Annotated in this window: 12 protein-coding genes; 9 read left to right on the top strand and 3 right to left on the bottom strand. The window is 57.8% G+C overall.

The genetic code is table 11. The features are described from left to right. Positions 1-28 precede the first annotated feature (28 nt). Together B9A24_RS16705 and sdaAB are read right to left on the bottom strand one after the other, a co-directional pair. Positions 29-1570 carry a TolC family protein gene (locus B9A24_RS16705; RefSeq protein WP_084447160.1) on the bottom strand — a complete coding sequence of 514 codons (1542 nt, stop codon included), beginning with the start codon at positions 1568-1570 and terminating at the stop codon, positions 29-31. Positions 1571-1776: 206 nt separating this feature from the next. Then, the gene (sdaAB, locus tag B9A24_RS16700) at positions 1777-2457 is read right to left on the bottom strand and encodes an L-serine ammonia-lyase, iron-sulfur-dependent subunit beta (protein WP_084447159.1); all 681 of its coding nucleotides are present in this window, start codon (positions 2455-2457) and stop codon (positions 1777-1779) included. 189 nt (positions 2458-2646) lie between these two features. Between sdaAB and B9A24_RS16695 the strand changes: the two genes are divergently transcribed. Together B9A24_RS16695 and B9A24_RS21730 are read left to right on the top strand one after the other, a co-directional pair. Next, positions 2647-3627, top strand: a complete 981-nt coding sequence (locus B9A24_RS16695) for a tryptophan 2,3-dioxygenase family protein (RefSeq protein ID WP_084447158.1) — start codon at positions 2647-2649, stop codon at positions 3625-3627. Positions 3628-3657: 30 nt separating this feature from the next. Next, the gene (locus B9A24_RS21730; RefSeq protein ID WP_143434992.1) at positions 3658-4098 is read left to right on the top strand and encodes a hypothetical protein; all 441 of its coding nucleotides are present in this window, start codon (positions 3658-3660) and stop codon (positions 4096-4098) included. 165 nt (positions 4099-4263) lie between these two features. Here B9A24_RS21730 and B9A24_RS16690 read toward each other — a convergent pair whose 3' ends face one another. Then, positions 4264-4821 carry a DUF2911 domain-containing protein gene (locus tag B9A24_RS16690; RefSeq protein ID WP_084447157.1) on the bottom strand — a complete coding sequence of 186 codons (558 nt, stop codon included), beginning with the start codon at positions 4819-4821 and terminating at the stop codon, positions 4264-4266. A 290-nt stretch (positions 4822-5111) separates the two neighbouring features. Here B9A24_RS16690 and mgrA point away from each other — a divergent pair, with 290 nt between their 5' ends. The 7 genes from mgrA to B9A24_RS16655 all read left to right on the top strand — a co-directional run bounded on the left by mgrA (position 5112) and on the right by B9A24_RS16655 (position 12433). After that, the gene (mgrA, locus tag B9A24_RS16685; protein ID WP_084447156.1) at positions 5112-6104 is read left to right on the top strand and encodes an L-glyceraldehyde 3-phosphate reductase; all 993 of its coding nucleotides are present in this window, start codon (positions 5112-5114) and stop codon (positions 6102-6104) included. A gap of 192 nt (positions 6105-6296) precedes the next feature. After that, the gene (locus B9A24_RS16680; protein WP_084447155.1) at positions 6297-7367 is read left to right on the top strand and encodes an NADH:flavin oxidoreductase/NADH oxidase; all 1071 of its coding nucleotides are present in this window, start codon (positions 6297-6299) and stop codon (positions 7365-7367) included. 116 nt (positions 7368-7483) lie between these two features. After that, positions 7484-9055 carry an NAD(P)/FAD-dependent oxidoreductase gene (locus B9A24_RS16675; RefSeq protein WP_084447154.1) on the top strand — a complete coding sequence of 524 codons (1572 nt, stop codon included), beginning with the start codon at positions 7484-7486 and terminating at the stop codon, positions 9053-9055. A 79-nt stretch (positions 9056-9134) separates the two neighbouring features. Then, entirely contained in the window at positions 9135-9494 is a 360-nt protein-coding gene (locus B9A24_RS16670) for a CoA-binding protein (RefSeq protein WP_084447153.1), read from the top strand. Between the two features lie 396 nt (positions 9495-9890). Beyond that, positions 9891-10469 (top strand): RNA polymerase sigma factor, encoded by a 579-nt coding sequence (locus B9A24_RS16665; RefSeq protein WP_084447152.1) that lies wholly within the window; start codon positions 9891-9893, stop codon positions 10467-10469. Beyond that, positions 10450-11286, top strand: a complete 837-nt coding sequence (locus B9A24_RS16660) for a hypothetical protein (RefSeq protein WP_084447151.1) — start codon at positions 10450-10452, stop codon at positions 11284-11286. The genes B9A24_RS16665 and B9A24_RS16660 overlap by 20 nt, the downstream gene beginning before the upstream one ends. Continuing rightward, positions 11270-12433, top strand: a complete 1164-nt coding sequence (locus tag B9A24_RS16655; protein ID WP_143434991.1) for an outer membrane beta-barrel protein — start codon at positions 11270-11272, stop codon at positions 12431-12433. Before B9A24_RS16660 ends, B9A24_RS16655 begins: the two co-directional genes overlap by 17 nt. Positions 12434-12739 lie beyond the last annotated feature (306 nt).

The raw sequence follows: 12739 nt of genomic DNA, 5'->3' as shown, positions 1-12739 counted from the left end.
GATCCCCAGGCAGGAGCCTGGGGGCACCCTACAAAGTCAGCGGGTTGCCCTGGTAGAATTCCAACACCTTGCGGCGGAAGATAAATTCGTACTTCGCCTGGATCATGCTCGATTCGGCCCCGTTGAGGTTGTTTTTGGCAATATTGAACTCCGTGCCGTTGAGCAAACCGTTATTAAAACGAATTTCGGCATTGCGGTAGGCCGTGGTCAGGGCCTGCACCTGGCGGCTGGCGGAGGCAAACCGGCGCTGAGCGGCTAGGGCATCGGCGTAGGCCTGCTGGATGGTTTGCTGGAGCTGAAGGCGAGTTTGGGCAGCCTGCAATTCGGCCTGCTTCACCGCAATCTGGGAGCGCTGTACGTTGGTGCGGGCCTGCAGGCCATTCAGAATAGGGATTTGCAGCGTAAACTGTAGCGCCCGGCCCAGATTATCTTTTACCTGGTCGCCAAAGGACGAAGCCAACACATCGAAGTTAGGCTGCCGGGGCGTCAGCACGGCAAAGTTCGTAGGCTGCACTTGCCCGGTCGCGGGGTTAAACTGAAATACCGGAAGCGGGAGGCCCGCCGTGGAGTCTCCCGTAAGTACCCGCGACAGCCGCGCCGACGAGAAACCGGAGAATATGCTGGCACCAAAGAATAAGCGGGGGTAATAAGCCCCCCGCGCCAGATCGACGCCCCGGATGGAGCTTTGTACGCGCAGGTCGGCCGCTTTCACCTGGGGCAGAAAGCCTTGCGCGGTCTGATACACGTTAACCGGATCGAGAGAAAGTTGCTGCTGCTCATCAGGATCAGGCAGCTCGGGCGTCTCAATTTGTAAAGCTGCCGCCCCATTGGGGTCCAGGTTAAGCAGGATAGCCAATTGCAGGCGCGAAATGTCGCGCTGGTTTTGCGCCGTCACCAGGTTCAGCTCGTCGGAAGCAAGCTGGGCCTGGGTGTCGAGCAGGTTGCTTTCGGCTACGCTGCCGGCCGCCAGCAGCTTTTTGGTGCGCTCCACCTGCTGCTGCGTGGTATTTGCGCGCAGCTCATTGGTGCGCACCAGCTCCTGATTCAGTACCAGCTGCAGGAAAGCGGCCGCCACGTTCAGCGACAAGTCATTGCGGGCCTGTTCAATATCAGCCAAGCTAGCCTGATAGTCCAGCAAATTACGCTTCACGGTATTGCGCAGCTGAAACCCGGAAAACACAGTGATTTGCGAGTTGCCCGAGAAGTTGTTGGAGCGCGTCGTCTGATTTTGAAACTCAAAGGTCAGCGGGTTGACGCTGGTACCGTAGTTCCAGGCCTGATTGCCGCTGAGGTTGGCCGAAGGCAACATAGCTGCCCGGCTCTGCCGTAAGGTGGCCTCATTGAGCTGGGCCGCAAGGTCGCTCTGGCGCACCGTCAGGTTGTTCTGGATGGCGTAGTCTACGGTGCGCTGCAGGGTCCAGGGGCCGCTGGGCACGGGGGCGGCCATGGTGCCGGCGGGCGGCTGCGCGGGCCTCGCTGTTTGGGCCAGGACCGGCGCGGCCAACAGTAACCAGGAGCCCACGCCTATGGCAGCCACACGGCAGAAAAGCGGAGTACGGGTTGGTTTCATGGTTTCTAAGCTTAAAAAACGGACTAGGTTTGAACACGGACTCCCGAGAGCATCAACCAAGACATGGGTTCTCAGACGAACACCCTCAAAGATAGCTAAAGGTACTATGCAACGCAAGGTACCGAACTACTTTTGTACAGGAATCAGGAGGAAGTTATAGCAAAGAGGCGGTATCGCAGCCAAGACATAGCGGACATAACCTATTGTTAATCAATCGTTGGGATATAGATAATCTGATGCACCCAGCTCAGCTGGCGCAGGTAGTCGAGCGTAATCGGCTTGATGCCCGAGTCCATCTCAATGAACTGCCGGGCTACGTCGTTGCGGCCTTTGCGCGAAACGAACATGGTGGCGATGTTGCAGTCGTCGTGGGCAATAACGGAGGCGATGAAGGCAATGGAGCCCTGGCGGTCGTCGGCGTCCACGATGAGGGTATGCAGAGAGGCGGAAAAGTCGGCCGGAAAGCCATCCACCTCTACTATGCGAATCACGCCTCCGCCCCTGCTTTGGCCTATTACTTCCGTAGCGTGGCCGGTGCGCTCATCGCGCAATTGCACCTTAATCGTATTGGGGTGCATGGTAGAGGCGTTGCCCACACTCTGAAACGTGTATTGCAAGCCAGCCTCTTTGGCGTGGTCGAAGGCGTCGCGGATGCGCTTGTCGTCGGTGGCATAGCCCAGCAAACCGGCCACGATGGCGCGGTCGGAACCGTGGCCTTCGTAGGTGCGGGCGAAGGAATTGTAGAACGTGATGGTGGCATGGGTGGGCAACGACCCCAGAATGCGAATCGCGGCGCTTGCGATGCGTACCACTCCGGCCGTGTGTGAGCTGCTGGGCCCAATCATCACCGGCCCAATCATATCAAAAATGCTGCTTTTCTCGGCCATAATAGCGGTAAAAGTAGATGTTTAGGGCGGGAAAGCAACGGTTTATTCGTCCGGTAGCAGCAGAGCTGACTGGGGGGCATTTTGAGCCTTACGGGTATAGATACCGGCCAGGGCTCGGGGGTTGCTTGGGTGGGCTGCTTTCCTTAGTTTTTCGTTCTTTGTAGCGCTTACCCAGCCTCTCTCCCTCCTATGGAAACGCCCCCCAATCCGTCCGAATTTGCCCCCCAGGTGCTGGAACAGTTGCGCCGCCTGCAAGCCAAATACGCCGCCGACGGCCAGGACCTGGCCGCCTATCTCGAAGGCCTCTACTACACCGACTACGTCAACTATTGGGACTACATTGAACTCGACACGTTGCTGAGTCTACAGCGCCCGCTCACCCAGATTCCGGACGAGCGTATTTTCATCATGTACCACCAGATCACAGAGTTGTATTTTAAGCTCTGCCTCTGCGAGTACGAGCAGATGGGTGAGCTACAAGCGCCCACCGTGGGCGAGCTGGTGCTACGCCTGGGCCGCATCAACCGCTACTTCGAGAACCTGATCGACTCGTTCGATGTGATGGTAGATGGCATGGACAAGCAGCAGTTTCTACAGTTCCGCATGGCCCTGATGCCGGCTTCGGGCTTCCAGAGCGTGCAGTACCGCATGATTGAGCTGGCCTCCACTTCCCTTGATAACCTCGTAGATAAAGAAAAGCGTCGCCTGCTGGGCGAAGCCGCCGCCCACGACGAACTGCTGGGCTGCATTTACTGGAAAGCCGGCGCTACCATCGAAGAATCGAGCGCCAAAGCCCTGACCCTGACTCAGTTTGAGGAAAAGTACACCCAAACCCTGCACCAGCACGCCGCCCACTACCGCACCCGCAACGTGTGGACCGTGCTGGAGCGCCTGCCCGCCGAAGATCAGCGCCACCCGCGCATGGTGCGCGCCCTGCGCCAGCTCGACGCGAACGTGAACGTGAACTGGCCCCTGATGCACTACAAATCGGCGGTGCGCTACCTGGAGCGCGACCCCACGGCCATTGCCGCTACGGGTGGCACCAACTGGAAGAAATATTTGCCCCCCAAGTTCCAGCGCCGCATCTTTTATCCGCAGCTGTGGACGGAGCAGGAGTTGGAGGAATGGGGCAAGGCTTGGGTAGAGGAAGTGTTAGGGGAAGCTCAATAAAACTTTCGATAATAATTTATGCACTTTCTTATGAGTGCATTTTATAAGCTTTTGATTTGTGTTCTTTCTTTATACTATTTAATGGGATGCACTGAAGATGAAAACAAGAAAAAACCAATCACATTCTTTTACACAGGATTTTTACTACCCAAGTACAATATTGAAAGTATTACAGTTGATAAAATTATGCGTCATAATGCTAAAGATTCATTAATATCATCCTTACACTTCAATAATTTTAGCAGTAATCACACTATTACAATGTATACAAACGCTTTTTATGCTCCTCAAGATGGTGGGACGATACTTTATGAGTTAGATAGCCTAGGTGTTATATATGGTAAAAGCACCACTTGGCGACAACATCGTCGACTTCATAGCAACAATGACAGCATTGACGAAATAATAAATACAGCATTAGAACACATAATTTTACATTCTCAGTTAGACTGCTATCAGTGCCAACATTAATCCATGCTTATTTAACAGTTTTAATTTTTTAATACTGAATTGATAAAGATGAAATCACACAGCAAAAACCAGGGATATTTTTAAATTATAAATACACCAAACACATCGGCCGCCGCTCCTGCTTCCTGAGCAAGAACGGCGGCTGATGTGTTTATTCAGAAAATCCTACAGTTGCGCCTTTGCGCCGCTGCCTACTTTAAAAGCAACCTGCGAGTTTTCCCATGTCATCATGATGGTGCCGGCTTTATCGGCTTTAATGGTGAACTGCTCCACGGGTTGCGCGGGCTTGGTGGGCTTCACTTTTACGCGCAGGGCGTCCTGCTTTTCGTCGTACTTGTAGGCACCCCACTGCTCGGCGGTTTTGTTGAAGATAATCGTCCATTCCTGCTCGCCGGGGATGGTGAACAGGGCGTATTTGCCGGCCGGCAGCGCCTGGCCATTGATGGTGACGGCTTGGGAGGCTTCAAAAGTGGTGGCCTCGTTGGCCCCCGTGCGCCACACCTTACCATAGGGCTCCAGCGCGCCAAAAATCTTGCGACCCTTCATAGAGGGGCGGCTGTAGTCGACGGTAATCTTGGCGGCACCTACCGTGGTGGAAACGGTGGCCGGCGGGCTGGGACGCTTGGATTTGTCTTCGGGCATTTTGGCCTGGGCGAAAGCGCCGCCACTCAGCAGGATGGCGCACACGAAGAGCAGCAGGAATTTGGCAAGGGAGATTTTCATGGGGAAGTTAGTTGAAGTGAGAGATGCGCTTACAATACCAGTTGGGCCGGCTTTGTTTTACCAGCGCCGCCAAGCGCCGGGTCAGCTACATACCTTCTTGCAAGCCCGATGCTACGGACGCATTCGGCGGCCGGAAGTTGTCGGGACGAGCAAAAATTTCGGCAAAAAGCGACCAGACCGTAGCAGGTAGCGCCGACTTCCCGTATCATTGGCGGCGCTGGGGGGCATTTTTGGGTTGCCCAAGTCAGCGTACGCCCCTCTGCCTTTCCTTTGCTACTTTCCGCCTTTCCATGACCTACCTCGCCAACGCTGACCGCTATTCATCCACCATGCACTACCGCCGCTGCGGGCGCAGCGGGCTCAAGCTGCCCGCCGTGTCGCTGGGCTTGTGGCAGAACTTTGGCGACGTAGACGTGCTGGAAAACTTCCGCGCTACCCTGCGCCTGGCCTTCGACCACGGCCTAACCCACTTCGACCTGGCCAACAACTACGGTCCGCCTCCCGGCACCGCAGAAACCAACTTTGGCCGCATTCTGAAAGAGGATTTTCGCAGTTACCGCGACGAGCTGATCATCTCCACTAAAGCGGGCTACACCATGTGGGACGGCCCCTACGGCGACTGGGGCTCCAAGAAATACCTGGTTTCCAGCCTCGACCAGAGCTTAAGGCGCATGAAGCTGGACTACGTGGACATCTTCTACCACCACCGCCCCGATCCCGACACGCCCCTGGAGGAAACCATGGCCGCCCTCGACCTGATCGTGCGCCAGGGAAAGGCCTTATACGTGGGTATTTCCAACTACCAGCCCACTGAGGCGGCCCAAGCCATTAAGATTCTGCGCGAACTGGGCACGCCCTGCCTGATTCATCAGCCCAAGTACTCCATGTTTGAGCGCTGGGTAGAAGACGGCCTGCTGGACTTACTCGAAACCGAAGGCGTGGGCTGCATTCCGTTTTCGCCCCTGGCCCAAGGTCTGCTGACGGATAAGTACCTGCACGGCATTCCGGCCGGCTCGCGGGCGGCGCGGGGCGGCCCGTCGCTGAAAGAAGAGCAAATCACGCCCGAGCGTATCGACCAGATCGGTCGTCTGCACCAGCTGGCGCAGGAGCGCGGCCAAAGCCTGGCGCAGATGGCCCTGGCCTGGATTCTGAAGGATGAGCGCGTCACGTCCGTACTCATCGGGGCCAGCCGGCCCGCGCAGCTGCTGGATTCGTTGCAGTGCCTGCAAAGCCCCGCGTTCAGCGCCGAGCAGCTGGGCACGATTGAGGAAATCCTGGGTTGAAAAAGCCCCCCAGCCGCAAGGTTGCTAAAAACGTTCGGCCCGTACTTCCTGCTCTTCCCGTTTACAAATTAACCAGGGTAATACCTTGGGCGGGTGGTACTACGACTTTAAAGTCGTAGTACCACCCGCCCAAGGTATTACCCTGGTTCTGGGGGGCATTTTTCAGTCTTTCCTCCAACAGTTTTTGATTTTATGGCTGCTACCCTATTTACCCCGCTGCGCCTGCGGGGTATGGAGCTTAAAAACCGCATCGTGGTGTCGCCCATGTGTCAGTATTCATCGGAAGATGGGTTTGCCACCGACTGGCACCTGGTACATCTGGGCAGCCGGGCCGTGGGCGGCGCCGACCTGATCCTGTTTGAAGCAACCGCCGTTTCGCCCGAGGGCCGCATCACCCCCGATGATCTGGGCCTTTGGAAAGACGAGCACATCGCGGGCTTGCAGCGCATCACTTCCTTTATCACGGCCCAGGGCGCGGTGCCGGGGGTGCAGCTGGCCCACGCCGGGCGCAAAGCCAGCGTCAGCAGCCCCTGGAAAGGGGGCGAGCCGGTGGCCGCGGCCGCGGGCGGCTGGCAGCCCGTAGCACCCAGCGCCCTCCCCTTCCGCCCCACCGACCCCAAGCCGCTGGCCTTGGATACGGCCGGCCTGCGGGAAGTAAGGGATGATTTTCGGGCGGCTACCAAGCGGGCACTGATGGCGGGCTTCAAAGTAATTGAGATTCACGCGGCCCACGGCTACCTGTTGCACGAGTTTTTTTCGCCCCTGAGCAACCAGCGCACCGACGCCTACGGCGGCTCCTTCGAGAACCGCATCCGGCTGCTGCTGGAGGTAACGGCCGCCGTCCGCAAAAGCTGGCCGGATGAGTACCCGGTTTTCGTCCGCATTTCGGCCACCGATTGGGTGGATGGTGGCTGGACAATCGACGATTCGGTGGCTCTGACCCGCGAGCTGAAAAACCATGGAGTGGATTTGATTGATGCCTCGACCGGTGGCAATGTTTCCGATGCCAAGATTCCAGCGGGGCCTGGCTACCAGGTAGAATTTGCCGAGCGCATTCGTCAGGAAACCGGCATGCCTACGGGTTCCGTGGGCATTATTACTACTGCCGAGCAGGCCGAGGAGATTCTGGCCAGTGAGCAAGCAGATCTGGTGCTGCTGGCCCGCGAGTTTCTGCGCGACCCCTATTTCCCGCTCCACGCGGCCCAGACGCTCGATGCAGATTTGGCCTGGCCAGTGCAGTACGAGCGCGCGAAGCGGCAGTAAATAGCGGTACAGTAGCGCGGAGTGACACTCCGCGCTACTGTACCCGGCAGAGATTGGTGCTTATCTTTGCCCCCAAGGTTTCACTTTCGGTTTAAAGGCTAACTCCCTTTCACCCCATGCTCGACAAGAAAGAAATAGAAGTGCTGCTTCCGCCCGAAGTAGCTTACGATGAGTTTGCCCGTTACCGCGCTCTGTTGGCCGCGGCCGGCATCCACCCCGGCGCGGCCGATTTCGTGCATCTGCGCAAGCGCTCCATCGATGCCCGCGGCCGCCAGCCTCTTGTCCGCTTACGCGCTGATGTGTGGTTTCAGCCCCCGCCCGCCGAACTTTTTGGCCCCTGGTTTCAGTATTCTGATGTAAGTCAGGCCCGGCGCACGGTGCTTATCGTGGGGGCCGGACCGGCCGGTTTATTCGCGGCTCTGCGAGCTATTGAGCTGGGTATCCGGCCCATCGTGCTGGAACGGGGCAAGGACGTGCGCACCCGCCGCCGCGATTTGGCCGCTTTGAACAAGGACCACGTAGTCAATCCCGATTCCAACTACTGCTTCGGCGAGGGCGGCGCGGGCACGTACTCCGATGGCAAGCTCTACACCCGCGCCACCAAGCGCGGCGACGTCGGCCGCATCCTGAAGCTGCTGGTGCAGCATGGCGCTACCCCCGATATTCTGGTCGACGCCCACCCCCACATCGGCACCAATAAGCTCCCGCAAGTAGTAGCCGCCCTGCGCGACTCTGTCCGGGCCGCCGGCGGTGAGGTGCGCTTCGAGACGCGGGTGGAGGATTTAATCCTGGAGAAAAACCACCTGCGCGGGGTAGTTACGGCTACGGGCGAGGCGGTGGAGGCCGACGCGGTTATTCTGGCCACCGGCCACTCGGCCCGCGACATTTATGAATTGCTGCACCGGCGCGGGGTGCGCGTGGAGGCCAAGCCCTTCGCCCTCGGCGTGCGCGTGGAGCATCCGCAGGCCCTCATCGACCAGGCCCAGTACCGCCTCCAGGACCGCGGGCCGCTGCCAGCAGCCTCGTATTCATTGGTTCATCAAACCCAGTGGCGCGGGCAGCAGCGGGGTGTTTTCTCGTTTTGCATGTGTCCGGGGGGCTTTATTGTGCCCGCCGCCACGGCTCCTGGCGAGGTGGTCGTGAATGGCATGTCGCCGAGCCGCCGCGACTCGCGCTTCGCCAATTCGGGCATTGTGGTAGCGGTCGAGCTGGAAGAAATGGACCTGAAGCGACACGGAGCGCTAGCCGGTTTGCGCCTGCAACAAGAAATTGAGCAGCGCGCCTGTGCGCTGGGGGGCAATTCGCAGGCCGCCCCGGCCCAGCGCCTGGGCGATTTTTTGAAAGACAAGCTTTCTCATGAATTGCTGGAAACTTCTTACCAACCGGGCCTGGTATCGGTGCCGATGAGCCAGGTGTTAGGCGCGGGCCTCACCGACCGGCTGCGCCAGGGCTTCAAGGCATTTGGGCAAAAAATCCCCGGCTATGCCACCAACGCCGCCCAGATCGTAGGGGTGGAAAGCCGCACCTCCGCCCCCGTGCGCATCCCCCGCGACCCAGCTACCCTGCAGCACCCGGAAATTACGGGCTTGTTTCCCTGCGGGGAAGGCGCAGGCTTCGCGGGTGGCATCGTATCGGCCGCTATGGATGGGGAACGGTGCGCGGAAGCGGTGGCTTCCGTCAGTAAATGAGCGAATGACTGCTTGGTGTTGTTTTTCGTTTAATACTTACTCATTCGCCCATTTGCTCATTCACTCATTGCCTACCTATATGAAAAAGACTCTCGTACTAGGCGCCAGCGACAACCCCGCGCGCTACGCCTATAAAGCTGTTCACTCCTTGAAGCGCCACGGCCACGAAGTAGTACCCGTCGGGCTACGCACAGGCCAGGTAGCTGGCATCGACATCCACACCGACCGCCCCACCGAGCCCGAAGTTGACACGGTAACCCTTTATGTAGGGCCCCAGAATCAGCCTGCCTGGTACGATTACATCCTGGATTTAAAGCCCAGGCGCATCATCTTTAACCCCGGTACTGAGAACCCCGAGCTGGAGCGCATGGCGCAGGAGCGCGGTATTCAGACGGAAGAAGCCTGCACGCTAGTGATGCTGTCTATTGGCAATTACTAGCGTAAAAAACTCTAACGGAGGCCTCACTCCCCGGCCCCCTCTCCTAGGGGAGAGGGGGGGCAGTCGCTCAGCCTGCGCGGCCACGTCGGCTTGCGCCTCCGTAACCGCTATCGCATTATATTCGGATAACCCTCCATAAAACAGAAAAAGCCAACGATTGATCGTCGTTGGCTTTTCTATTCCATAATATTACAATTCTAGACCAAAACAGTAGCGGTTACGGAGGCGCAAGCCGACGTGGCCGCACAGGCCGAGCGACTGCCCCCCCCCTCTCCCCTAGGAGAGGGGGGCCGGGGGGTGAGGCAAATTTTTACCCCCAGAGGCAACCACTCCCGCAAAGGTTGCATCTACCCCTCCAAACGCCCTGCTATTGTCCTTTTCTACTCTTTCTTTCCTGTGACTGACGCCGACCTCATTGCTGCTTGCCGCCAGGGCAACAGCCGCGCCCAGAAGCTGCTCTACGAGCGGTTCGCGGGCCTGATGCTGTCCGTGTGTTCGCGCTACCTGCGCCACCGTGAAGACGCGGAAGAAGTGATGCTGATGGGGTTTGTGAAAGTGTTCAGAGCCCTGGATCAATACCGCCACGAGGGCAGTTTTGAGGGGTGGATTCGGAAGATTATGGTGAACGAATCCCTGGGCCAGCTGCGCCGCAAGGAGCCGCTCCACCTGGCCATCGATGATTACCCAGTAGATGTAGCCGTCACGGCCGCCGACGCGGAAAGTGACCTGGCCGCGGCCGATTTGATGCATATGCTTACCCAATTGCCCGCCGGTTATCGTACCGTATTTAACCTTTACGCCGTAGAGGGCTATTCTCACCCCGAAATTGCCGAGCTGCTGGGCATTACGGAGGGCACCAGTAAATCGCAGCTGAGTAAGGCTCGGGCCATGCTTCAGCGTCGCTTAGGCGGGGCTAGCAGTGCTTCAGCCTCCACCTCCTCACCTAAAGAATATTATGCAATCGGAAGATATTGATAAGCTGTTTCGGGAGAAGCTGGAGCGCCACGCCCCCCCCCCACCCGACTATCTCTGGGCCCAGCTCGAAGCCGAGCTGCAGCCCGCCCGTAAGCGCCCCGTTATGTGGCTTTACGCTTCCGCAGCCGTGATTACGCTGTTGCTGCTGGCAGGCGGCGCGTGGCTGTGGCGGGGGGCAAATCTGGACCCAGTAGTGGGTACAGTGGCGAAAGTTGCTACCCGGCCCGCTGCCAAAACGACCCCAGCGGTTTCTTCGAAAAATTCATCTTCTCAGGCAACCCTTCCCGCTGCGTTGCCATCTACCCAACCAGAAGCCATCGTAGCAACGGCTCCTACGAAGCAGCCTAGTTCGGATGCGCAACCGACCCGGCCGCTTCGCTCCAAGTCAGCCGCCGCTCGCCAGTTGGCCCGCGCCACACCCGCTCCTCGCTCATCAACACCTAAAAATCTCACTACCAAACCCACGCAGAACACCATGGTAGCCGCCCTCATTCCCACCAAAGCGCAACCGGAGCGCCCCGTGGCCGAGGAAACGCAGCCAAAAGCCCCCCAGCAGGTCCCAACTGTAGCCACTACCTCCGCTACCCCATCCGTTCCCACGGGTCCGATAGAAGTGGAAGTGCGCCATTCGTCGGCGACAGCTGCCCTGGCTGCCACCCAGGAGGCTCCTCGCCGGGGCCGCTTAGGCGGGCAGGTGATGCGCCAGGTGAGCAATGCTTTGCGCGGCGAGCCAGTAACCTTACCCCGCTTACCCGAGGACGTGACCGTAACGGTTCGGCCTCCGGGCGCCAACCACGCCCTTGTCATCCAACTCTAATTTCTCCACCATCATGAACCGCTTCTACACCCTGCTGGCAGTAGTGCTGCTGGCCCTGGCCGCGCCTTGCCGCACCCTGGCCGCCGCCCCTGCCCCCGACGACACCATCGTGGTGAAACTGCCTAATCAGGCCACCATGACGCTGTTCGTTAAGAACAAAGCCCAATTGCGCGAGCTTCGTGCTTATAAGCTCGACTCGCTCATGATCTTGCTGGATACTTACATTACTCAGGCCGAAGCTGCTGGCAAAACCGCCAAAACAGAATCGGTAACGATGGAGTTTTACCCCGCCAAAGATCAGCCCGGCAAGCAGGTTCCCGAACAGATACGGGTAACGGTGCGCACCGAAAAGGGCAATAAAGGCGACACCGAACGAGTGGATGTGGTGTTGGGTCGCGCCTTTGGCGTATCGGTAGTGGAGAATGGCGATGATGACCACGTTTCCATCAAAGTGGGCACCTCAGCCGTTGACGACTCTACGCGAAATGCCCAGCGCAAAGCCAAACAAGAAGAGCGCGCCGCCCGCCCCGGCCATAGCGACTTTGGCATCGACATCGGTTTGAATGCCCTAGTGAATCGCATGGCAACTACTGCCGAAGACTTTGATCTGCGGCCGTTTGGCTCCCGCTATATCAGCTTCAACTGGCACTATCTGTACCGCTTAGGCTCGCAGGGCAGCCCGGTGCGCCTGCTCACTGGCCCCGAGCTGTCCTTCAACAACTATATGTTCGATAACAACCGCCGCCTGCTCACCACGCCTACCAGCACCGTTATCGGGAATGAGCCCAGCTTAAATCTCGAAAAAAGCAAGCTAGCCACTACCACCATTAATTTGCCCCTCATGCTGGTGCTCAATCTCAAGAACCGGAAGGGCAATGACGACGGCTTTACGTTGGGTGCGGGGGGCTTTGCCGGCTACCGCCTCGGCAGCCACACCAAGATAAAATATGACAACGACGGCCGCAACCGCAAAGACAAAGACCGCGGCAGCTTCAACCTCGAAGATTTCAATTATGGCCTGCAAGGTGTCGTAGGCATCGGCGGCCTGGATTTGTTCGTCAAATACAACCTCAACGAGCTGTTCAAGGACGGTCGCGGTCCCCAGGCCCAGACCCTCAGCTTCGGCGTATCGTTTGGTGGCATATAAGTTTAGCTTTCATTAGAATTGACGCACAAAAAAGCCCCCCAGGCGTACTTGGGAGGCTTTTTTGTGCGCGTTGCATTTTGAGTAACTGCTAACTCATGTACGGTTTTTATCCTTGACCGATGGTTACAGTACGCTTTAATCTAGCATTCAATCATAGCTCGTTAGATTGAGTTTCTCGAAGCGTAAAGTCTGGGTCATCAGCTCACTACAAGTCATTTCCGCTCTATTCTGCCTTATTCTTACTATAGGTCAAACTATGTGTTTATACTAAGCGTAAGGGAAATTATTGTGCTAACTTTTCATCTA

The sequence above is a fragment of the Hymenobacter roseosalivarius DSM 11622 genome (assembly GCF_900176135.1).
GTDB classification, from domain to species: domain Bacteria; phylum Bacteroidota; class Bacteroidia; order Cytophagales; family Hymenobacteraceae; genus Hymenobacter; species Hymenobacter roseosalivarius.
This window is presented reverse-complemented; position numbering and strand designations above follow the sequence as displayed.

Bases quoted from the DNA above. Each gene is read 5' to 3' on its own strand.
- sdaAB (WP_084447159.1), bottom strand. From the start codon at position 2,457: ATGGCCGAGAAAAGCAGCATTTTTGATATGATTGGGCCGGTGATGATT.
- B9A24_RS16670 (WP_084447153.1), top strand. From the start codon at position 9,135: ATGAAAAAGACTCTCGTACTAGGCGCCAGCGACAACCCCGCGCGCTAC.
- B9A24_RS16660 (WP_084447151.1), top strand. From the start codon at position 10,450: ATGCAATCGGAAGATATTGATAAGCTGTTTCGGGAGAAGCTGGAGCGC.
- mgrA (WP_084447156.1), top strand. From the start codon at position 5,112: ATGACCTACCTCGCCAACGCTGACCGCTATTCATCCACCATGCACTAC.
- B9A24_RS16680 (WP_084447155.1), top strand. From the start codon at position 6,297: ATGGCTGCTACCCTATTTACCCCGCTGCGCCTGCGGGGTATGGAGCTT.
- B9A24_RS16695 (WP_084447158.1), top strand. From the start codon at position 2,647: ATGGAAACGCCCCCCAATCCGTCCGAATTTGCCCCCCAGGTGCTGGAA.
- B9A24_RS16690 (WP_084447157.1), bottom strand. From the start codon at position 4,821: ATGAAAATCTCCCTTGCCAAATTCCTGCTGCTCTTCGTGTGCGCCATC.
- B9A24_RS16705 (WP_084447160.1), bottom strand. From the start codon at position 1,570: ATGAAACCAACCCGTACTCCGCTTTTCTGCCGTGTGGCTGCCATAGGC.
- B9A24_RS16675 (WP_084447154.1), top strand. From the start codon at position 7,484: ATGCTCGACAAGAAAGAAATAGAAGTGCTGCTTCCGCCCGAAGTAGCT.
- B9A24_RS21730 (WP_143434992.1), top strand. From the start codon at position 3,658: ATGAGTGCATTTTATAAGCTTTTGATTTGTGTTCTTTCTTTATACTAT.